At 39.2% G+C, this 19,512-nt stretch carries 21 protein-coding genes; 11 read left to right on the top strand and 10 right to left on the bottom strand.

Translation table 11 applies throughout. From position 1 onward, the window contains the following. The first annotated feature begins 30 nt into the window (after positions 1-30). Positions 31-870 carry an MBL fold metallo-hydrolase gene (locus tag ACRD64_RS08700; RefSeq protein WP_430932922.1) on the top strand — a complete coding sequence of 280 codons (840 nt, stop codon included), beginning with the start codon at positions 31-33 and terminating at the stop codon, positions 868-870. A gap of 198 nt (positions 871-1,068) precedes the next feature. Here the strand turns inward: ACRD64_RS08700 and ACRD64_RS08695 are convergent, their stop codons facing one another. The 3 genes from ACRD64_RS08695 to ACRD64_RS08685 form a co-directional block, all read right to left on the bottom strand. Further along, positions 1,069-1,782, bottom strand: coding sequence for a tetratricopeptide repeat protein (locus tag ACRD64_RS08695; protein ID WP_430932921.1), 714 nt, complete (start codon positions 1,780-1,782; stop codon positions 1,069-1,071). A gap of 21 nt (positions 1,783-1,803) precedes the next feature. Next, positions 1,804-2,157 (bottom strand): hypothetical protein, encoded by a 354-nt coding sequence (locus ACRD64_RS08690; protein ID WP_430932920.1) that lies wholly within the window; start codon positions 2,155-2,157, stop codon positions 1,804-1,806. 872 nt (positions 2,158-3,029) lie between these two features. After that, positions 3,030-3,191, bottom strand: a complete 162-nt coding sequence (locus tag ACRD64_RS08685) for a hypothetical protein (RefSeq protein WP_430932919.1) — start codon at positions 3,189-3,191, stop codon at positions 3,030-3,032. 48 nt (positions 3,192-3,239) lie between these two features. Here ACRD64_RS08685 and ACRD64_RS08680 point away from each other — a divergent pair, with 48 nt between their 5' ends. From ACRD64_RS08680 to pheS, 6 genes are all read left to right on the top strand, one after another. After that, the gene (locus ACRD64_RS08680) at positions 3,240-3,863 is read left to right on the top strand and encodes an HD domain-containing protein (protein ID WP_430932918.1); all 624 of its coding nucleotides are present in this window, start codon (positions 3,240-3,242) and stop codon (positions 3,861-3,863) included. 45 nt (positions 3,864-3,908) lie between these two features. After that, positions 3,909-4,268: a hypothetical protein gene (locus tag ACRD64_RS08675; RefSeq protein WP_430932917.1), complete on the top strand. Its 360-nt coding sequence runs from the start codon at positions 3,909-3,911 to the stop codon at positions 4,266-4,268. 17 nt (positions 4,269-4,285) lie between these two features. After that, positions 4,286-5,152, top strand: a complete 867-nt coding sequence (locus ACRD64_RS08670) for a peptidylprolyl isomerase (RefSeq protein ID WP_430932916.1) — start codon at positions 4,286-4,288, stop codon at positions 5,150-5,152. Positions 5,153-5,493: 341 nt separating this feature from the next. Continuing rightward, positions 5,494-6,294 carry a peptidylprolyl isomerase gene (locus ACRD64_RS08665; RefSeq protein ID WP_430932915.1) on the top strand — a complete coding sequence of 267 codons (801 nt, stop codon included), beginning with the start codon at positions 5,494-5,496 and terminating at the stop codon, positions 6,292-6,294. Positions 6,295-6,492: 198 nt separating this feature from the next. After that, positions 6,493-7,791 carry a peptidylprolyl isomerase gene (locus ACRD64_RS08660; protein ID WP_430932914.1) on the top strand — a complete coding sequence of 433 codons (1,299 nt, stop codon included), beginning with the start codon at positions 6,493-6,495 and terminating at the stop codon, positions 7,789-7,791. A 446-nt stretch (positions 7,792-8,237) separates the two neighbouring features. Then, entirely contained in the window at positions 8,238-9,257 is a 1,020-nt protein-coding gene (pheS, locus tag ACRD64_RS08655) for a phenylalanine--tRNA ligase subunit alpha (protein WP_430932913.1), read from the top strand. Positions 9,258-9,517: 260 nt separating this feature from the next. On the opposite strand, the gene ACRD64_RS08650 is transcribed toward pheS, so the two are convergent. Further along, complete coding sequence (locus ACRD64_RS08650) at positions 9,518-9,961, bottom strand: Rieske (2Fe-2S) protein (protein ID WP_430932912.1); 444 nt, start codon at positions 9,959-9,961, stop codon at positions 9,518-9,520. 135 nt (positions 9,962-10,096) lie between these two features. On the opposite strand from ACRD64_RS08650, the gene ACRD64_RS08645 reads away from it, so the two are divergent. The 3 genes from ACRD64_RS08645 (at position 10,097) to ACRD64_RS08635 (ending at position 11,643) form a co-directional block, all read left to right on the top strand. Continuing rightward, positions 10,097-10,513, top strand: a complete 417-nt coding sequence (locus ACRD64_RS08645; RefSeq protein WP_430932911.1) for a hypothetical protein — start codon at positions 10,097-10,099, stop codon at positions 10,511-10,513. A 253-nt stretch (positions 10,514-10,766) separates the two neighbouring features. Continuing rightward, a complete protein-coding gene (greA, locus tag ACRD64_RS08640) occupies positions 10,767-11,240 on the top strand; it encodes a transcription elongation factor GreA (RefSeq protein ID WP_430932910.1) in 474 nt (157 codons plus the stop codon). A gap of 10 nt (positions 11,241-11,250) precedes the next feature. Continuing rightward, on the top strand, positions 11,251-11,643 hold the full coding sequence (locus ACRD64_RS08635; protein WP_430932909.1) for an HIT family protein: 393 nt from the start codon (positions 11,251-11,253) through the stop codon (positions 11,641-11,643). A gap of 272 nt (positions 11,644-11,915) precedes the next feature. On the opposite strand, the gene rimM is transcribed toward ACRD64_RS08635, so the two are convergent. From rimM to ACRD64_RS08615, 4 genes are all read right to left on the bottom strand, one after another. Then, the gene (gene rimM, locus ACRD64_RS08630; protein WP_430932908.1) at positions 11,916-12,461 is read right to left on the bottom strand and encodes a ribosome maturation factor RimM; all 546 of its coding nucleotides are present in this window, start codon (positions 12,459-12,461) and stop codon (positions 11,916-11,918) included. Between the two features lie 157 nt (positions 12,462-12,618). Then, the gene (locus ACRD64_RS08625) at positions 12,619-13,188 is read right to left on the bottom strand and encodes a 30S ribosomal protein S16 (protein ID WP_430932907.1); all 570 of its coding nucleotides are present in this window, start codon (positions 13,186-13,188) and stop codon (positions 12,619-12,621) included. 139 nt (positions 13,189-13,327) lie between these two features. Continuing rightward, positions 13,328-14,134, bottom strand: a complete 807-nt coding sequence (locus ACRD64_RS08620; protein ID WP_430932906.1) for an HAD family hydrolase — start codon at positions 14,132-14,134, stop codon at positions 13,328-13,330. Between the two features lie 16 nt (positions 14,135-14,150). After that, entirely contained in the window at positions 14,151-15,200 is a 1,050-nt protein-coding gene (locus ACRD64_RS08615) for a DUF3810 domain-containing protein (RefSeq protein ID WP_430932905.1), read from the bottom strand. Between the two features lie 166 nt (positions 15,201-15,366). On the opposite strand from ACRD64_RS08615, the gene ACRD64_RS08610 reads away from it, so the two are divergent. Beyond that, complete coding sequence (locus ACRD64_RS08610) at positions 15,367-16,728, top strand: UDP-N-acetylmuramate--L-alanine ligase (RefSeq protein ID WP_430932904.1); 1,362 nt, start codon at positions 15,367-15,369, stop codon at positions 16,726-16,728. Between the two features lie 293 nt (positions 16,729-17,021). On the opposite strand, the gene ahcY is transcribed toward ACRD64_RS08610, so the two are convergent. Both ahcY and ACRD64_RS08600 read right to left on the bottom strand, forming a co-directional pair. After that, positions 17,022-18,446 carry an adenosylhomocysteinase gene (gene ahcY / locus ACRD64_RS08605; protein ID WP_430932903.1) on the bottom strand — a complete coding sequence of 475 codons (1,425 nt, stop codon included), beginning with the start codon at positions 18,444-18,446 and terminating at the stop codon, positions 17,022-17,024. 55 nt (positions 18,447-18,501) lie between these two features. Next, positions 18,502-19,440, bottom strand: coding sequence for a bifunctional riboflavin kinase/FAD synthetase (locus ACRD64_RS08600; RefSeq protein ID WP_430932901.1), 939 nt, complete (start codon positions 19,438-19,440; stop codon positions 18,502-18,504). Positions 19,441-19,512: the final 72 nt, after the last annotated feature.

The following is a 19,512-nucleotide window of genomic DNA, read 5'->3' as shown; positions in this document are numbered from 1 at the left end:
AGCTTTGGAAAAATCACTAAAGAAATTTTCATGCAATTACATAAGATAGAAGCCGGCAACTTTATGGCAGATGGAGGTGCGGTTTTTGGGGTGGTGCCCAAAGTGATGTGGGAGAAAAAATACCCTTGTAACAGTCAGAATTACTGTAACCTTTCATTGCGTTGTTTGCTTGTTAAGACCGAAAACAGGGTGGTTTTAATAGATACCGGAATAGGTAATAAACAAAGCGAAAAATTCTTTTCGTATCACCATTTAAATGGGGATGACTCCCTGGAAAAATCATTCGATGCAGCTAACATTTCATTTGAAGAAGTCACGGATGTGATACTTACTCATTTACACTTTGACCACTGTGGTGGTGCTGTGCAAAAAGATGATGATGGAAACTTGTCGCTTACCTTCCCCAATGCTGCTTATTGGCTAAGTGAGGCCCAATGGCATAACTTTAACCATGCAAACGTTAGGGAGGGATCGGTGTATTTTAAGGAAAATATTTTACCTGTTCTGGAAGAGGGAAGGTTGAAATTGATCAAGGATGACACCTGGCTTACTCAGGATATTGAGCTGAGGCTATTTCACGGCCATACGAAGGGGCAGATTATTCCTTTTGTTAAATATATGGGTAAGACGCTTGTATTTACTGCGGATTTAATTCCGGTAATGGCCAGTATTCCGGAGGCATGGGTAGCATCTTACGATATTGATCCGGTAACTTCGATGAATGAAAAACGCGACTTTTTAAATGAAGCACTGCAAAATAATTACATTTTATTATTTGAGCACGACTTATATAATGAATGCTGCTATTTGAAACAAGCAGATAAGGGAATTACAAATAGTGAAAGTTTTAAACTTGAGGAAATAAAATAAATGAGATCGAGAAAATTATAAAAGTACCATCAATAAGTATCCCACGAATGGCTCTTCCCTTTAGCCTCGAGGCAAGGGGGAAGTGCCACGTCAGAGAAGGGGGTGGGGCTGAAATTCATACCTACCCTTACAAATCGTAGGTTGTACTTTACCCTATGGCTTCTTATCACCTATACTCTTTATTATTGACACTACTATTCAGTTACAGAACTCCATCAAATAAAACGTTGCACCTTCGTCGCCAAGAGCGGCTGCTTTGTTTAAATCGGAACATCCGGCGCTTTTGCTTTCCATATTAAAATGTGCGATGGCACGGTTAAAGAAAAAGTCGGCAATCTCGCTATCCAATTCTATGGCATGCGTATAATCTATGATAGCATCCGCATAATTACCCATTCGAAACCAGGTATTGGCTCTATCGTAGTAGGCAAAGGCATAATCGGGTCGGATCTCAATACCTGTGTCGAAATCCATAATTGCCATTTTAAACTTGCCGAGCTGGTAGTAGGCGTTCCCGCGGTCAAAATAAGCGTCGTAATATTCCGAATCAATGGCTAAAAGCTCGGTAAAGACATCAATAGCACCATTGAAATCTTCTTTTTCGTACAATGCATTGGCCATATTATAATAAGCATCTATGTATTTCCTATCAAGTTTTATACATTTTCTGTAATTTTCAATGGCCCTTTCCAAACTATCCATGTCAAAGTATGTGTTGCCTAAATAGTAATATAAACGGGCATCATCTTTATTAATGACAATAGCTTGTTGAAACGAAGCAACGGCTTTGTCATACTGTCCTTTTTCAAGTTGTTTATTGCCTTGTTTAACAAGGTCTTCAATTTTATTTTGCCCGGAAACACTAATGGAAGCACCTAACAGCAAAATCAATAGAAATTTAATTGTGGTCATGGTTTTCATCAATTGGGTTAACTAGCGCTTCAGTTTTCTTTTCAAAGCTCTTTGTCTTTGTAGTTTTTTAAGTTTTTGTAGCTGTGCCTTTCTCAGTTGTAACAGCTTTTTGTTATTTGCTTTCGGATTTTGTTTTAAGGCTTTCATAACCGCCCTGCGCTGCTGTTTCGACATCTTTATCATTCGATTCATCTGCAACATTCGTATATCCAAGCGCTGATGGTAATTATCCCGTTTAACAACGGATTGCTGCCTGCTGTTTGATCGTATTTCTATGGTTTTAACATCGGGAACTTCCTTTTTTAGGACAGCTTCCTGCGCAAAAATGTTTCCCGCCATTAGCAGAAACATCAATGATATGATTAATTGTCTCATGGTTTTGCTTTTAATCTAACCTTTCCACACATTTCGGTTAGTCTGTTTGCACGCTTTGGTACTTGGATAGCAAAAATATAAAAAGGTTTAAAACACAGATAACTTTTTATTCCAATTGTATATTTAATATGCCGATAAGTATTTTGCTTGTTACAATGGTAAATGCCGATACTTTACAATATAGCTTCGATGCGAATCGTATAAAGGCGCATTTTGATAAGTGATCGGTATTATCCCGGGTATCAGTCAACAGTTGTAGTATTAAATAAATGATAAGTATTTTGTAAAATATGTTAACGGATTTAACAACTGGTGTATTATGGAAATTACATGTCCAAATGACTTAATGGTAGGAGTATAAATGTTAATTCTTGCTTTAAACAGCTGTTTTTTTACAATTTTATAGTTAAAAGTTTGTTAAAAAATAAAAATAAACTCTATATTAGTGCTCGGAAAAAATAATACCCTTTTCCCTTAAATCAGATAAAAAAAATCCGGAAGAAAAAAGACCCGCTGCCCTTGGGTCTTTTTTCGTTTTAGTACTTTAAGTTTCATGATGCAATGAACTAATGTTGTATTCAAAATGTTAACATGATTTCTAAGTTAACGGCTATAATGCCAGTTTAGAATTTTGTTATGAATACTTACCAGGGAGGGAGATTGTTTGATATGAGCTATTACATGAATAATAAAGAATACCAGCAGAAATCGCCAAAAAAATACCTTGTTCAAGGGGGTATACCAGAAAATGATTTTTACTTAAATGCAAGTAATACCCGCCAAGAAGCCGGAATCCTAATTATAAGGAGGTCGGATTTCATGCATTAGCTCCTCAAAAAAATATGAAGCCATCAATTGATAGATCTGTAGTATTAATTTTTGCCAATTAATATCGGTTCGGCAATTAACGGATGTCCGGGATTTATTAGAATAACTCTTTCCAGTACTTCATGAAGTTCCTCGTCACTAAAAATAGGCAACCAAACACTGTTTGCATAACCAAAATATTCGTTTTTATCCTGTATTTTCTTCATCTCTAACTATGTTAGTCTCCTTCAATTAACCCTATTAAACCAATATTTATGCCAAAATTAGATTCCAATTTATCATCCCGATTCCAACAACAACTCCATTTTATCATCGAAATAGATAAAGTAAAGCAGATTATACGGCAAACTTTATTAATGGATTCATCAAAACAGGAAAATGATGCCGAGCATTCCTGGCATATGGCTGTAACCCTCTTTGTGCTTGCTGAATACGCTAACGAAAAATATTTAGATTTAATAAAAGCAGTGAAGATGGTGCTTATTCATGATTTGGTTGAAATTGATGCGGGAGATACTTATGCATACGATGAAAATGCCCATCATGACAAGGATGAGCGGGAGCAAAAAGCTGCAAAAAGGATTTTTGGACTGCTTCCCGATGATTTGAGAATAGAGTTTACGCAAATTTGGGAGGAGTTTGAAGCAGGGGAAACTGCCGAGGCAAAATTTGTGGGCGCAATTGACCGTTTTATGCCCATACTTCATAATTATAAAACCAATGGCAAACAATGGTTAAAACATGGAGTCACTGCCGATACAGTATTAAAAAGGAACAATCCTGTGAAGGAAGGTTCTGAAACCCTGTGGAACGAAGTATTGCGGATGGTGGATGATGCCAGGCGAAAAGGATATTTACTTAATGGGCCTAAAAAATAATATTATGGCATTTTTGGGCAAAGTATTATTTTTAAGGTGCCAATTATGGTATTTTTGAACGAAATTATAGCGATGGATCATAAAGATAATGTTTGGGAAGAGCTGCTGCTAAAGGTCAGCAAAAGGTTTAATGTATTGGCGGACTTCGATTTTCTGCTGTTTTTAATTGGCATACAAGAACGGGGAACAGGCTATATTAAATATTCTAAGGAAGAGAAAATGGATTTGATTAACTTGGCACGGTGTGTTCTGTTTGAGCATAAAGGTTTTTATAAGCGAGAGGGACTGGACGAAGGTGGTTGGCCTTCCTTTACCGTAGTTAATGTTATTGATGATATTCCGCCTTCGGAACGGGAAAGTATTTTGAAAGAGGCTATGATCGAATATCTTGGCGAAAAATTATAACACACAATCTAACAACGATGAGAAAGATATTAATTCTGATATTTACTGCATTTTTTGTAAGTATTTATGGGTGTTCACCAAAATCAAACGAACCCATTGTTCTTATTAAAACGAACCATGGGAATATTAAGCTTAGGCTTTATAATGAAACGCCGGCACACCGAGACAATTTTCTAAAGCTAGCCAGGGAAGGGTATCTGGATAGTACCTTGTTTCATCGTGTGATCAAAGATTTTATGATTCAAGGGGGAGATCCGGATTCGAAAGGGGCAGAAGCGGGTATGCATTTGGGAGAGGGTGGCCCGGGTTATACTTTACCGGCCGAGTTTGTTTATCCTGCCATTTTTCATAAAAAAGGAGCTTTGGCCGCTGCCAGGGAAGGTGACCGAACTAACCCCGAAAAGCGTTCTTCAGGTTCGCAGTTTTACATTGTTCAGGGAAAAGTTTTTGAAGATGATAAGTTGACAAAAATCGAGAATCAAACCCGCGAAGGGAAAAAAAGAGGTATTTTCAATCAGTTGCTGACAGAATATAACGACTCGCTAAATGTGCTTCAGAAGATCGGGGATGAAAGCAAGATGATGGCCTTGCAGAATAAAATTATGGCCGAGGTCAACCAAAAATATGGTGAAGAACCTGAGTTTAGTATTCCCGAAAATATTAAAGAGATTTATAAAACCGTAGGGGGAACCCCGCATCTGGATGGAAGCTATACCGTGTTTGGGGAGGTGATTGAAGATAAGTGTCTGATGGAGAAAATAGGATCTATGTTTGGCAAACGCTACGGTCTTGAGGTCATCGACCTGATTGCGGAAGAAGAAACCGATGGAAGGAACAGACCGCTGAAAGACATTGTGATGGAAATCAAAGTGATCAAGGAATAGGGTAAGGTAATAGGGTATAGGGATTAGGAAATAGGATTAAGGTAATAGGTTGTAGGAACTTACTAGTAGAGCGTTCAATAAATTACATTAAGAACTTCAAAGTGTAAATGACAATTGCAAGTAATTGTATTCTAGTCTAAAAATGACATTTTCACTTTATAAACTTTTTACTTTGTAACTTTACGAACTCAATACTAGTGAGCAAAACACCCCTGAATGGGTTGGGTTTTATTAGGGGGTTGTCTCAAAAGTCAAAAATATTGATCAAACTTATAAATTGTAAGGCCTTGTAAATCGCTAAAGAGAAGAGGATAAAGTGGCGCTTTTTTAATTAAATTACAATGAGAAAATTATTAGGTTTAATACTTGTAATATTACTTTTGTGTGCTGACCGGGGTTACTCCCAAAGCCGGCATGTGATCATCTCCACCAACATGGGTGATATTAAAATCATGTTGTACGATGATACCCCCAAACATCGCGATAGCTTTTTAAAACTGGCCAAAGAAGGACATTACGATGGAACCTTGTTTTATAGGGTGGTGAAGAACTTCGTGATTCAAGGGGGTTCTTCCGACTCTAAAAATGCCCCGGCCGGAAAGCATATTGGATATGGGAGTGCCAAACTCAATATCGATTCCGAATTTCGCGAAAACCGCTTCCATAAAAAGGGCGCTATCTGTGCGCCGCGTCAGCCAGAAGATATCAATCACTTTAAAATGTCGGACGTCAGCCAGTTTTATATCGTTCATGGCAAGGTGTATAAACACGAAGAACTGGCGTTATTGCAGAAGGCCATAAACAACCCGATAAAACTTAAGCTCAAAAAAAAATTTTATAATCCTCATAAGGAAGAACTCCGGAAGTTAAAAGCAGAGAACCCGAAGGAATTTAACAGACGTTTACGGGAGATAAAAGATAAGATTGCCGTTGAATACGCCTTGTCCCATAAATTGGAATTCACCGAAGAACAAAAACAAATTTACACAACCAAAGGCGGACTGCCTGAGCTGGATGGTGATTATACGGTTTTTGGCGAGGTGGTCAGCGGTTTTAATGTGGTAGAAAAAATCGCTGCCTTAAAAACGGATAAAAACAGCCGTCCTTATACCGATGTTAAATTGGTCGTAAGAATATTGTAAGTTAATGCTTGTCCGCAGATTTTTCAGATTAAACAGATTGTGGGTAGTTAGGAAAGAAAGAGGAAATAAGTCTTTACATAAGTGTATGAGAAACCACGAAGTGGTTTAATTTTGAATAACCGCGGGTGAAACCCGTGGCACTATATGAAATAAAGAGAACCCTGAATGGGGTTCAATTATGTATAAGGAGATAGTTTTATGACTAAAATTGGTGCATTTCTACTCGTAGTTTTTACCTTAGTTGCCTGCCAGCCCAAGCAGCAAAAAACAACGGTTGCCAGGGAAGAACTATCCCGCCCCAAAGGTTCTTACCTACGAAACATCAAAGCCGTTGTAACCATAGAAACCTATGACCATTACAACCGCTTGCTTAAACAGGGCTACGGTTTCTATATCTCCTCAAAAACTTTGATTACCAACCTGGACTTGATTAAAGGAAGCTTCAAGGCAAAGGTAACCATTGTAGGAACCAACGATTATTACGATGTGGCAGGATATACGGCTTATGATATCGAAAATAACCTGGTCATCCTGAAAACCTGGAAAGAGAACCTCCATTACCTGAAGCTGGAAAAGTCTATTAAAAATATTCCGGATTCAATTGCAGGTTTATATCGTAAATCAAGAAAGATATATGCACCCAAAGCTGAAGTTACGAAGATAAAAGGTGATTCCCTTATCCTATATCAATTGAGTAAAAATATGGCATCCGGATTACCCGCATTTACCTTTTTACATCACCTGGTGGGAATGGTACAAAACCAAAATACCGACAGCGGAAAAGTTTCTACGCTAATTCCGTCATCTGAAATAATCGCTTTGCGCAAAAAGCAACTAAAGCAACAAAAATCCATTTACGACCTAAGGACAAAAACCAATAAAGTATATCCTTCTTATAAGGATATAAAAGGATTCCGTATCAAAACATCCATGGGTAATATTGGTATTCGGCTGTATAACCAAACACCTGTCTTCCGCGATAATTTTATCAAGTTGGTCAGCGACCAGTTTTACGACAGCCTGTTGGTGCATCGTGTTTTAAAAGACTTCCTGATTCAAACCGGAGCAGCCGATAGCAAATATGCCGGCAAAGACGATATTGTGGGATGGCAGGGGCCTGGTTATAATCTTAAAACTGATATTGTTCCCGGGTTGTTCCATAAACGGGGCGCCATTGCTGCTTCCAAAATGCCCCCGGAGCGAAACCCCAAGGACCGTTCTGATGGTTCGCAATTTTATATTATCTCGGGTAGAACTTTCACTTTGGATGAGCTCAAAGACATCGAAAAACAGAAGGGGATCCGCTTTACCCAGTCACAAATAAACACCTACGCCACGGTTGGCGGTGCTCCCCACCTCGACGGCGAATACGCTGTTTTTGGAGAAGTAACCTCAGGCATGGATGTGGTTGATGAGATCGCTGCCGTTGAAATTTATGCGGTGGACAGGCCCGTGAAGGATATACGGATTCTTGGGATAGATATTCTAAAGAGGTGAAATCTTTGTGGGGATTATTTCAACTTCGGAAAGGTAATGTATTAGTTGGGGATCGATAAATGAAAAGCAATTATAAACAACGTGATCTAAATGATTAATTCATTTACTAAATGGTATACGGATTATAAAGATTGAGATTCTTAGAAGGTAGGATTTATTATTTGGGGTACGACATTGGGCGTAATGTAATTAGTCGCACTCCGAATGCTACATGGAGGATTAAATATTTAATCGCTGCCATCGCATGTCTGGCTATTTAACAAAACACACTTTTGTCGGGCTTTGTGTCGCTTTAGCGCCTTCGTGCAATGCACAGGAAAGAGGAAAATTGTTTGACTCAATAAGTTATTCTGCGAATCACTTATCTTTTATCTAAAATCTATCATTCTATTTTATTCCTTTTATTAAATTTGCGGATTCAGAATAATATACAAAAGAAGCCAACCATGCTGGATAAAATAAATGCTTTACGCGAAGAAATAAAGCAGCTTACTGCCCAATCGGCAGAAGAAGCAGAGCACTTACGAATCAAGTACCTCAGTAAAAAGGGTATTATTTCGGAACTGTTCAACGAATTTAAAACGATCCCCAACGAGCAAAAACGTGAGGTAGGACAGGTAATCAATGTGCTGAAAAATGAGGCGCAAGAGCTTATTAGCGACTTAAAAGAACAATTTGCTAATTCCCAGGTAAAAGGAAGCGGTGTTGACTTAACACTTCCGGGGACCATTATGAAACTGGGTAGCCGTCACCCTTTATCGTTGGTGCGTAACGAAATTGTGGATATTTTTGCGCGATTGGGCTTCAATATTTCCGAAGGACCAGAGATTGAAGACGATTTTCACGTGTTTACAGCCTTGAATTTCCCCGAGGAGCATCCGGCAAGGGATATGCAAGATACCTTCTTTATCGAGAAAGACCCAGATGTGTTGTTGCGTACCCATACTTCGTCAGTACAGGTGAGGGTGATGGAAAAAACGCAGCCGCCTATCCGTTCTATCTTTCCTGGTCGCGTATTCCGCAACGAGGCTATTTCGGCCCGCGCACACTGTATCTTCCATCAGGTAGAGGGATTGTACATTGACGAGAATGTGTCGTTTGCCGACTTAAAGCAGACTTTGCTTTATTTTGCCAAGGAGATGTTTGGTGAGAAAACACAAATCAGATTGCGACCATCGTACTTTCCGTTTACAGAACCTTCTGCCGAAATGGATATTTCTTGTACGCTTTGTGGTGGAAAAGGCTGCAACGTTTGTAAATATACAGGTTGGGTCGAGATATTAGGTTGCGGTATGGTAGATCCTCACGTATTGGAGTATTCTGATATTGACAGTGAAAAATATACAGGTTTTGCCTTTGGTATGGGAATAGAACGTATCACCATGCTCAAATACCAAATTAAAGATATCCGTCTGTTTTTCGAAAACGATGTCCGTTTCCTGGAGCAGTTTAAAGCGAATATTTAACTCTTGCTAATATACCTCTCACCTACGTATTAACTCAAAGGAGCCAGGTTAAGGCATTTTTACCTTAGCGAAGAGAGGAGTAATGGAGAGTTTCAAATGAAGAAAATACAGGGGGATTGAATCCGGTTAGTAAATCCCCCTTCAAAGTCGTTCCAGATAGAACTATATTTATCGCCCACATTGTTAAGGGGAAACTCCCGTTATTTTTTTATCAAAACAGACAAAATGTCAAGCTGTGGTAAATGAGACTCGCTTTAATTTTAATTCCAAATATATAAGGTACCATCCCTTACCTCGGAATTATATTTTTTAAGTGACCAATTGGAAGGGCCTTCCAGTAATCCCCCGTACTCATTGGCAATTGCAAATTTGGAACCGCAAGTTGGGCATACGCAGTTGATGCCATTTTCTTCAATCTCCACCAAACTACTTATTTGTTTCTCGTATGGACACATCAAATCAAATACGTAATATTCTTCTTGGGTGAGCATAAATATAACAACTCCAGCCGTTCCAATGTAGTTTCCGTACGAGTCGTGAGTAACGATGAAAGGGTTATTCTGATTGTATTGGGGATCGGTTGCAATGTAATTGAGCCGAGCCGTAAAACTAATGTTAGGTATTATGTCTTCCGTGTCAGCGGTGCAAGAATTAGCAAGCAGCAGCACGGCGATAATGAAAGTAGAAAACAAGGTGGATTTCATGGTAATTAAATAATTAAAATATAATGCAAACTTATCAAAAAACTATCAGTATTATGTATCCGGTTAAAAAAAGGATAATGCCTATTATAAATCAACAGATATTTTTATAACTTTATTGTTTGTAAATTAAAACTAATGGAAGATTTTGGAGATTTATTATATATAGTTTTTGCAATTATAGGTATTGTCTACAGCCTTATGAAAAAAAACAGCAGAAAAGCTGAACAAGCAACACCGCCAATAATGTCTGAAGATGAGGAAGGGGAGACGTTTGATGAACCAATACCGGGTTTGGAAAAGGAACTGAGCGATGAGCCGGGGATTGAACAGCCAAAACCTGTATTCGTTCAGGAGCACGCAATGCAAAGGGAACCGGATAGAGCTATGGAAGAGAAGAAGAGGCAGATGGAAAAAACCTTTACCCGGATTAAAAGTACCCAGCTAAAACCAGAAATCAAGGAAGAGGAATGGCAAAAGGAACCTGAAGGAATTGATTTTGATTTGAGAAAGGCCGTTGTTTATTCCGAAATTCTCAAGCGGCCTGAATATTAACAAAAAGCCGGTTTCAATTTAAACACATATTTTTATATCTTTGTAACGAAGAGTTTCGGTTTCCGGGATTCTTTATTTTTTTATATAGAATACAGGTGGTTTCTAAGAATTGAATATTGTGAAAAATGACAAGGCTTTTGATAGATTAAATCCGCGGTTAAGTGATGTAAATGAGGGAATTAATTTAGAGAATAACGAAGTCATGTTTTAAAATAACGGTTTTTAGATGTTACCTAAATAAAGGAGGAAAGACATGTCAAACGTAAGTTATCTTACCGAAGAGGGTTTGAGAAAATTAAAGGAAGAATTGCACCAGTTAGAATCGGTAGAGAGACCCAGTATTTCGGCGCAGATTGCCGAGGCCAGGGATAAAGGGGATTTATCGGAGAATGCGGAATACGATGCTGCAAAAGAAGCGCAAGGTATGTTGGAGATGAAGATAGCCAAACTAAAGGGTGTGTTGGCGAACTCAAGAATAATTGACGAATCGAAAATCGATACTTCCAGGGTACAGTTGTTGAACAAGGTGAAAATTAAAAACCTGAAAAACAATGCCGAAATGACCTATACTTTGGTGCCGGAAAGTGAAGCCAACCTTAAAGAAGGTAAAATTTCTATTTCAACTCCTATTGCAAAAGGGTTGTTGGGAAAAGAAGTGGGCGATCTTGCAGAAATCCAGGTGCCATCCGGCTTAATGACTTTTGAAATTGTAGAAATATCTATTTAAACGATACTTTATGTCAACCATTTTTTCGAAAATAGTTAAAGGAGAAATTCCTTGTTATAAAATTGCAGAGGACGATAAGTTTTTTGCGTTTTTGGATATTAACCCATTGCAGAAAGGGCATACGCTAGTGATTCCCAAGGATGAGGTAGATTATATTTTTGATTTGGATGACGATACACTGGCAGGTTTACATGTGTTTGCTAAAAAAATAGCAAAGGCATTGGACAAGGCGGTGGAATGTAAAAGGGTTGGAGTTGTTGTTTTAGGCTTGGAAGTTCCCCATGCTCATATTCATTTGGTACCTCTTCAGGGTGAAGGTGACATCAACTTTTCAAATCCGAAACTTAAGTTTACGCCTGAGCAGTTTAATGAGATTACACAAAAAATTAAGGATAACCTTTAAGGTTTATCGATAGAATACTACTAAAAAAAAGGTTGGGCGTCATTGGCGCCCAACCTTTTTTTAGTTCATGCGGGTGATTTAACGCGCAATATGCATTAGGAATTCTATTACCCATTGAAATTTCTTTAAAACAAGACACTTCGTTGCATCACTTCAGCTCACCTGAACGATGCTCCCGAAAGTAATCGGGACAAGTTATGCCTCGTTTCAGTAATGCCTTGTTTTATTGTACTTGCAATGCTCATGACGAACCTCCAATACATAATCCGGGTTTAAATGTCTTCGTCATCATCTTCGCCAAGGTATAGGTCGATTAATCCGTTGGGCAAGTCCACCTTCAAGGTGGTGTTCGAATCATCTATCTCGATAATAAAGTCCGGATTGATCGGGAACAGTACTTCCTTGCCCTCAAAATCAAGTACGAATAGAGGGTTGTTGGATATCTCCTGAACTTCCGTTATTTCACCGATAAAACCCTTGCTTTTGTCGTTTACGGTATATCCGATGAATGCGTTGTTGGTAAGTTCTTTTTCCTGTTCAAGGGTAGAACTTTCAACGTAAACCAGGGTTCCGGCCAGTTCGCTTGCCCTGGTTTCCGTGTCAATATTTTCCAGTTTTACCAGCATGCTTTTAGAGCTTTTAATGCGGTGCGATTCCACATAAAAGGGAACCAGGCCATTGTCGATTTCCAGAAGAATAAATTCGGGAGCAAGGTCCTCGGTGTAGAACCCATCATGTAGCGTAAGGGCAAGCTCGCCTTTAACGCCATGGGATTTTTGAATAAAGCCTATTTGTGTGGATTTTTCTTTTAAAAGCATACCATTACATGTTAACGGGTTAAAAATAGAAAAATGCAGCACCTTATAAATCATATTCCGCCATTTTTTTTAGGAACATGATTTTTATACGGTACAAAAAAACCCTCATCGTAAAATGAGGGTTTAATTTTATCAAGGATAACTAAGATCTTTTTCCTTACTCGGCAGTTGGCTCTTCAGCAGCAGCTTCACCTTCGCTTGCAGCTTCTTCGCCTTCAGTATCAGCAGTAGCTTGCGGCGCATTTGCAGCCTCAGCTTCAGCAATCAATTCTGATTTTTTCTTGGCGATAGCTTCAGCTCTTTCGCTGTTGATTTTCGTTTCGCGCTCAAACTGTTCTTTGGCTTCATCGGCAGCTTTACCTGCAAGTCCGTCAACTTTAGCTTGGATTTTAGCTTCTTTTTCAGTCAGCCATGCCTGGAATCTCTTCTCGGCTTCAGCCTCGTCAAAAGCGCCTTTTTTAACACCTTCAAGCAGGTGCTTCTTCATCATTACCCCTTTGTACGACAAGATTGCTCTTGCAGTGTCAGTAGGCTGCGCTCCGTTGTTTAACCAAGTTAACGCTTTATCGAAGTTCAAATCGACAGTAGCAGGATTGGTGTTTGGATTGTACGATCCAATACGCTCAATGTACTTACCATCACGTGGTGATCTGCTATCAGCTACCACTATGTGGTAGAAAGCATGCCTTTTACGTCCGTGTCTTGCTAGTCTAATTTTTACTGGCATGTGTTTAAATTTTATTTGTTTAACAAATGATGCAAAAACTCTGTTTTGCGGCTGCAAAGGTAACTATTATTTGTTAACAGGCAATGTTTTAAATCATTATTGTTGAAATCTGTATGAATCGGATTAATCGGTGGACGGATTATGCCAAGCGATTAAGTCTTCCATTTAAAACAACGTTTTCAATCACTTTTATTACTCCGTCATCATTATTGCTTGGGGCTTGAAACCTGGCCACATTTTTAACATCTTCATGTGCGTTTTCCATGGCATAGCTATGAAAGGCCGTTTGCAACATTTCTATGTCGTTATGAAAATCGCCAAAAGCCATGGTCTCCTCTTTGCTTATTCCAAGCTTGTTTTGAAGGTATTTTATGGCAGCCCCTTTGTTTACGCCCAGCGGCATCAAGTCAACCCAAACCTTACTCGATTTTGCAATAACAAATTTGTCAATAAAAATATCCCAGGCGTCACCGCTGTTTAATTGCCAAGTTTTGGCATCGTAGATGGCCATCTTTAGTGTTTTTTCCGTCAATTCATTTATGTTATCCACAATCTTTAAATTCGGATAGTACTTTTTAGCCTCTTGTATAAAAAGTGGATTGTCAGATTCGGTATAAGGGCGTTCCGGTGTACAGCGGATCAGATGAACATCGGAGATTTTACGTCCGGCAGCTACAATTTCAGCTACCTCTTCCTGCGTAAAGGGGTTCATCACAACAGGTTCCGGATGCGTTCCAATATAGGCGCCATTGTCGCCAATAAGAATAATGTCGTGATTAATATGTTGGAACTGTGGGAGAAGTGTATAATAGGGTCTGCCGCTTGCCACGGTAAACCGGATTCCCATTTGGGTTAATTCATTGTACGTGTCTTCAAATTTTGGAGATAGCTCATGGTCTGAATTCAATAGCGTACCGTCCATGTCGGCAACAATTAGTTTTATCATCGGTATGTTTTTGGGTTTAACCATTCTGGAGCAAATAATCAATAATCAACTGAACAACACCGTTGTAATCATCAATTCCCTTTTCAATGCTGTTCGATTTTAAGTAAGCATCGTTCACTTTAGAAGCCGCTTTATCAATTTTGGCGTTGCGCCAGCCCCGCCAATGCTTGTTCCGGGTTTTGATATCTTCAATAACCTCAGGCCTGATTTTTTTTATGAGCTCTTTTCTTTTTTCCAATCTACTGGATTGATGCATGAAATAATCCATTGCATATAACCAACCTGAATATTGCACAAATGGTTCATCACTGCTCACACAAATCAACCAACCGTAAAAGCTGGCTTCCGCTTCGCTGGTAACTCCCAGCTGGTGCGACTTTTCATGTGCCGAAACAACAGGGATGTCCCAAACGGTTAGATGTTTGTTAATATGGGTTTCGTTAAAAAAGGGGCCGTAATAGCCTAGTATAGTGGCCTTCGCAAAAAAGTTGCTAAAAGTAATATGTTTTATTCTTCGCTTTCCCATTGAATGATTCAAGTTAAGATAATGGGACAGGTTTTTGTACGAGTTTTCCAACACAGAATCGTAGGTATCTTTATGGAAACCGGAGGAAGGGGTATAGCTGTTATTTGTTTCTTCAATGATGCGGTTAAACATGGACACAAATGTAGAATCGTTGGCGTGACTCCTGTTCAGATGGAAGCGATTATGTGCAGGTTCGCGGTAGTAGTTGAAACCCCATAACCAGTAAAACGAGATATAAACAAGCGCTGTAATTTGCAACACGCTCAGCAAATACTTTTTAAATTTCATTTTTCGGAAGATGACCATGCTTGAGCCTGCCAATAGAACCAGGATTAAGCAGACATAAAAAACATCGTCAAGTGAGAATGGCACTAAGCCCGAAATAGCAGATAATACGCGGGCAATGAACGGATAGATACCTGTAGAATAAAACCTTTCGGTTAAAGATGGATTGTTTTTAAAAATAATCTGTAACAAAAAGGTCAGGGCAACCAGTATAAAGGGAATGGATTTTTTAATATAGGATGGTTTTATTTGCATTTGGTTATATTTGTTAAATAAGTTGGGTTAATTAACGTAAGTAGTAACGATAAGCGTTAAATTTTACAATAAAAATCGGATCTGCACTGAAAAAGTTATAATAGTCAGCCAATGATCTCTTGTAAACAGTGTAAATATCTAAACAAACAAAGATAGAAATTTTACTATGCATATTCACTTTATTGCCATTGGAGGTGCTGCCATGCACAATCTGGCTATCGCATTACATCAAAAAGGATATAAGGTAACCGGGTCCGACGATGAGATTTTTGATCCGTCGCGTAGCCGTTTGAACAAACATGGGTTATTGCCCGATGAATTTGGATGGTTTCCCGAGAAAATAGACGGGGAAATCGATGTGATCATTTTAGGGATGCATGCGCGCAAAGATAATCCCGAGTTAGTAAAAGCGCAGGAGCTTAATTTAAAGGTGTATTCTTATCCTGAATATTTATACGAGCAGTGCAAGGATAAAAAACGTGTGGTCATTGGGGGAAGTCATGGGAAAACAACCATCACCTCTATGGTGATGCATGTATTGAAGCAGCTGGAATACAAATTCGATTATATGGTTGGAGCGCAAATTGAAGGATTTGATACAATGGTTCAGCTTTCGCACGATGCTCCCATTGCTATTTTCGAAGGAGATGAATATTTGTCTTCACCCATCGATTTGCGCCCTAAATTCCATTGGTACAAACCGCACATTGCCCTGTTGACCGGTGTTGCCTGGGATCACATCAATGTATTCCCCACTTGGGAAAACTATGTGGATCAGTTTAAAATATTTGCCGATTCGCTGGAACAGGATGCTACACTAATCTGGTATTTATTGGATGAAGAGCTTCAGAATATCTCACAGCATTTGCGAAAGGATATTAAGAGTTTGGCCTATGATGAATTACCTTCGGTTTTGGAGGATGGCAAGTCGGTGGTTACTTTTAACGATGAACGCTTTGTGTTATCTGTATTTGGTGCACATAACCTTCAGAACCTAAATGGAGCCAGAATTATATGTGCGGAGTTGGGGATTGATGACAACAAGTTTTTCGAATGCATAGCTTCGTTTAAAGGGGCGGCAAAAAGATTGCAGACTTTAATAGATGAGAACAATACCGCCGTTTTTCTTGATTTTGCCCACTCACCGTCCAAACTGAGTGCGACGGTTAAGGCGGTAAAAAATCAATATCCAGAAAGGAAATTAGTGGCCTGTATGGAATTGCATACGTTTAGCAGCTTAAACAAGGAATTTTTGCCGCAATATAAAAATACCATGGCGGATGCCGACATGGCCTATGTTTATTTTAATCCTGAGGTAGTTCAACATAAAAAGCTCCCGGAAATTGACGAAAAAATGGTTTATGAGGCTTTTGGAACAAGTAATGTGACTGTTTTTTCTGATACTGCACAACTCCAGGAATTATTGCTACAATCAACATGGGAAAATACCAATCTTCTTTTTATGAGTTCAGGTAATTTTTCGGGCATAGATTTTATAGAGTTTGCAGACAAGTTGGTTAAACAATAGCCAACTTTACAGCGTGCCGAGCCTATATTTAATAGGAGGTCCTGAGCATAAAACCGCATTGGAATACTACGATAAACCGAGAGCTGTCATTAGGGATTTGAGAAATTCGGCAGGCATCAGTGGCCCTGGTTGTTATTGGGATAGAAAATCTTACATGGCTGTGTTTAGCAATGCATATATATTATTGATGGAACTGGAATTGCGGTGAATTTTACTAACAATGTTGGGATAAATAAGGGGCTTGCGAAAAATCGTAAGCCCCTATTAATATATTTTGCAAGTACTAAATTTGTTTAATATCTGTAGTGTTCCGGTTTATATGGCCCTTCCTGTGGAACACCGATATAATCCGCTTGTTCTTTTGATAATTGAGTTAGTTTAACCCCTAACTTCGCTAAGTGTAAACGGGCAACCTCCTCATCTAATCGTTTAGGTAAGGTGTAAACGCCAATTTTGTAATCGTTTTTCCAAAGTTCCAGCTGAGCCAAGGTTTGATTGGTAAACGAGTTACTCATCACAAAACTTGGGTGACCGGTTGCATTGCCAAGGTTTACCAAACGACCGCGAGATAAAAGGATAATCGCATGTCCATCAGGGAATTCGAACAAATCAACTTGAGGTTTAATGTTTTTTTCCTTGATACCGGGATAGTTTTCTAGTTTCTCAACCTGGATTTCGTTATCGAAGTGACCAATATTACAAACAATGGCCTGATCTTTCATTTTTTCCATGTGTTCTATGGTTAAGATATCTTTGTTTCCTGTTGTGGTTACGTAGATATCAGCTTCGCACAGTGCATCCTCGGTTGTTGTTACCTCATATCCTTCCATGGCAGCCTGCAATGCACAAATAGGGTCAATTTCGGTAACCAATACCCGTGCACCGAATCCACGCATACTTTGCGCACATCCTTTACCAACATCACCATATCCGCAAACCAGTACGGTTTTGCCGGCAACCATTACATCTGTTCCTCTCTTGATACCATCAGCCAGGCTTTCCCTGCATCCGTAGAGGTTGTCGAATTTTGATTTGGTTACCGAGTCGTTTACGTTGATAGCAGGGAACAGTAACTCTCCTTTTTCCATCATTTGGTATAAACGATGAACGCCGGTGGTGGTTTCTTCACTCACACCTTTGCATTTTTCTGCAGCTTTTGTCCAACGTGTAGGGTTCTTTTCGAACTCCAGTTTAAGGCGTGAAACAAGCTCTCTGTAGTCTTCACCTTCTCCGCTGTAATCTCTGTCAAGAATAGATTTATCCGATTCGATGTCACGTCCCAGGTGAATCATCATGGTGGCGTCACCTCCATCATCAACAATAAGATCGGGACCTTCGCCATCACCAAAATCTAATGCTCTTTCTGTACACCACCAATACTCAGCCAATGTTTCGCCTTTCCAGGCAAATACGGGAACTCCGGTTTGTGCAATGGCAGCTGCAGCGTGATCCTGGGTACTGTATATGTTACAACTACACCAGCGCACATCTGCTCCAAGTTCAACCAGCGTTTCTATTAATACGGCGGTTTGAACAGTCATATGCAACGAACCCATTACTTTGGCACCTTTCAATGGTTTTTTAGCCCCATACTGTTCGCGTAAAGCCATTAGGCCGGGCATTTCTTTTTCCGCAATTTCAATTTCTTTTCTGCCGAAATCCGCTTCGGCCATATCTTTCACTTTGTACGGAAGTGTATCTATTAACATTTCAGACATATTGTTGTTTTTAATTTTGTACGCAAATGTAATAAAAATCAGATACTTTGCATATTTATAGCATAAGTGGACACAGAATCTTCCGGATATTTATTTCATCAGTCTTAAGTTGTTGTATCAAACTTTCAATGCCATCAAATTTCTGTTCGTCCCTGATTTTTTTGATAAAAGTTACTTCTACTTCTTCGGAATAGATATCCTGATTAAAATCCAGGATATGTGCTTCAATCGTAAGTTCGTTATCCTTATTAACGGTTGGTCGAACACCAATGTTCAACATGCCACCATATGTTTTACCCATTACGTGTATTTTACAGGCATAAACGCCAGTGGACGGTATTAGCTTATAATTTTCGTTAGGTTTAATATTGGCCGTTGGATAACCCAGCCTGCGACCCAATCTTTGACCTCCTCTAACTGTTCCAAAAATAGAAAAATCATAGCCTAACATTAGTTTGGCCTCTTCCACTTTCCCTTCATTTAAGGATTGGCGGATAGCGGTGGAACTAACGGCTTTGCCATCCTTGTATACAGCATCGACACGTGAGATACCAAAGCCGAGTTTTTTGCTCAGTCTAGTGTAAACGCCGAAGTCAGCCAACCTGTCTTTTCCGAACCTATGATTGTAACCAACAACCAGGTGGCTCATATTAATTTTGGCAATAAGGAAGTTTTCGATAAACTTTTCGGCGGTTAAGTTGGCCAGCTCTTTGTTAAATGGAAGAAGGATGAGGTAGTCGATTCCGAACTCGCTGATTATTTTAGTTTTTTCATCCAGCGTAGTAATAAACTGAAGCGTTTGGGGTTCCTTATTCAGTACAAGCCGGGGATGAGGCCAAAAAGTTAAAACCGCCGAATTGCCATTCGTCTCTTTAGCCCGTTGAACCAAGTGCTCAAGTAATTTAGTATGTCCCAAATGCACACCATCGAACATTCCAATGGTTACAATTACGTTTTTGCCAGAAAAAGATTCAGGATCGGAATAGACTTTCATTTTTTACTTATTCTTTATCGGCAAAATTACTTTAAAAAACGGGAATAATGCAAGGATCGTTTTATATAGAAG

Source organism: Saccharicrinis sp. 156 (assembly GCF_050589685.1).
Taxonomy (GTDB): Bacteria; Bacteroidota; Bacteroidia; order Bacteroidales; family Marinilabiliaceae; genus Saccharicrinis.
The sequence above is the reverse complement of the archived record's forward strand: the minus strand, read 5'-3'. Positions and strand labels throughout refer to the sequence as shown.

Excerpts from the sequence above, each read along its gene's own strand:
- ACRD64_RS08700 (WP_430932922.1), top strand. The coding sequence starts at position 31 with ATGCAATTACATAAGATAGAAGCCGGCAACTTTATGGCAGATGGAGGT.
- ACRD64_RS08695 (WP_430932921.1), bottom strand. The coding sequence starts at position 1,782 with ATGACCACAATTAAATTTCTATTGATTTTGCTGTTAGGTGCTTCCATT.
- ACRD64_RS08690 (WP_430932920.1), bottom strand. The coding sequence starts at position 2,157 with ATGAGACAATTAATCATATCATTGATGTTTCTGCTAATGGCGGGAAAC.
- ACRD64_RS08685 (WP_430932919.1), bottom strand. The coding sequence starts at position 3,191 with ATGAAGAAAATACAGGATAAAAACGAATATTTTGGTTATGCAAACAGT.
- ACRD64_RS08680 (WP_430932918.1), top strand. The coding sequence starts at position 3,240 with ATGCCAAAATTAGATTCCAATTTATCATCCCGATTCCAACAACAACTC.
- ACRD64_RS08675 (WP_430932917.1), top strand. The coding sequence starts at position 3,909 with ATGGTATTTTTGAACGAAATTATAGCGATGGATCATAAAGATAATGTT.
- ACRD64_RS08670 (WP_430932916.1), top strand. The coding sequence starts at position 4,286 with ATGAGAAAGATATTAATTCTGATATTTACTGCATTTTTTGTAAGTATT.
- ACRD64_RS08665 (WP_430932915.1), top strand. The coding sequence starts at position 5,494 with ATGAGAAAATTATTAGGTTTAATACTTGTAATATTACTTTTGTGTGCT.
- ACRD64_RS08660 (WP_430932914.1), top strand. The coding sequence starts at position 6,493 with ATGACTAAAATTGGTGCATTTCTACTCGTAGTTTTTACCTTAGTTGCC.
- pheS (WP_430932913.1), top strand. The coding sequence starts at position 8,238 with ATGCTGGATAAAATAAATGCTTTACGCGAAGAAATAAAGCAGCTTACT.
- ACRD64_RS08650 (WP_430932912.1), bottom strand. The coding sequence starts at position 9,961 with ATGAAATCCACCTTGTTTTCTACTTTCATTATCGCCGTGCTGCTGCTT.
- ACRD64_RS08645 (WP_430932911.1), top strand. The coding sequence starts at position 10,097 with ATGGAAGATTTTGGAGATTTATTATATATAGTTTTTGCAATTATAGGT.
- greA (WP_430932910.1), top strand. The coding sequence starts at position 10,767 with ATGTCAAACGTAAGTTATCTTACCGAAGAGGGTTTGAGAAAATTAAAG.
- ACRD64_RS08635 (WP_430932909.1), top strand. The coding sequence starts at position 11,251 with ATGTCAACCATTTTTTCGAAAATAGTTAAAGGAGAAATTCCTTGTTAT.
- rimM (WP_430932908.1), bottom strand. The coding sequence starts at position 12,461 with ATGCTTTTAAAAGAAAAATCCACACAAATAGGCTTTATTCAAAAATCC.
- ACRD64_RS08625 (WP_430932907.1), bottom strand. The coding sequence starts at position 13,188 with ATGCCAGTAAAAATTAGACTAGCAAGACACGGACGTAAAAGGCATGCT.
- ACRD64_RS08620 (WP_430932906.1), bottom strand. The coding sequence starts at position 14,134 with ATGATAAAACTAATTGTTGCCGACATGGACGGTACGCTATTGAATTCA.
- ACRD64_RS08615 (WP_430932905.1), bottom strand. The coding sequence starts at position 15,200 with ATGCAAATAAAACCATCCTATATTAAAAAATCCATTCCCTTTATACTG.
- ACRD64_RS08610 (WP_430932904.1), top strand. The coding sequence starts at position 15,367 with ATGCATATTCACTTTATTGCCATTGGAGGTGCTGCCATGCACAATCTG.
- ahcY (WP_430932903.1), bottom strand. The coding sequence starts at position 18,446 with ATGTCTGAAATGTTAATAGATACACTTCCGTACAAAGTGAAAGATATG.
- ACRD64_RS08600 (WP_430932901.1), bottom strand. The coding sequence starts at position 19,440 with ATGAAAGTCTATTCCGATCCTGAATCTTTTTCTGGCAAAAACGTAATT.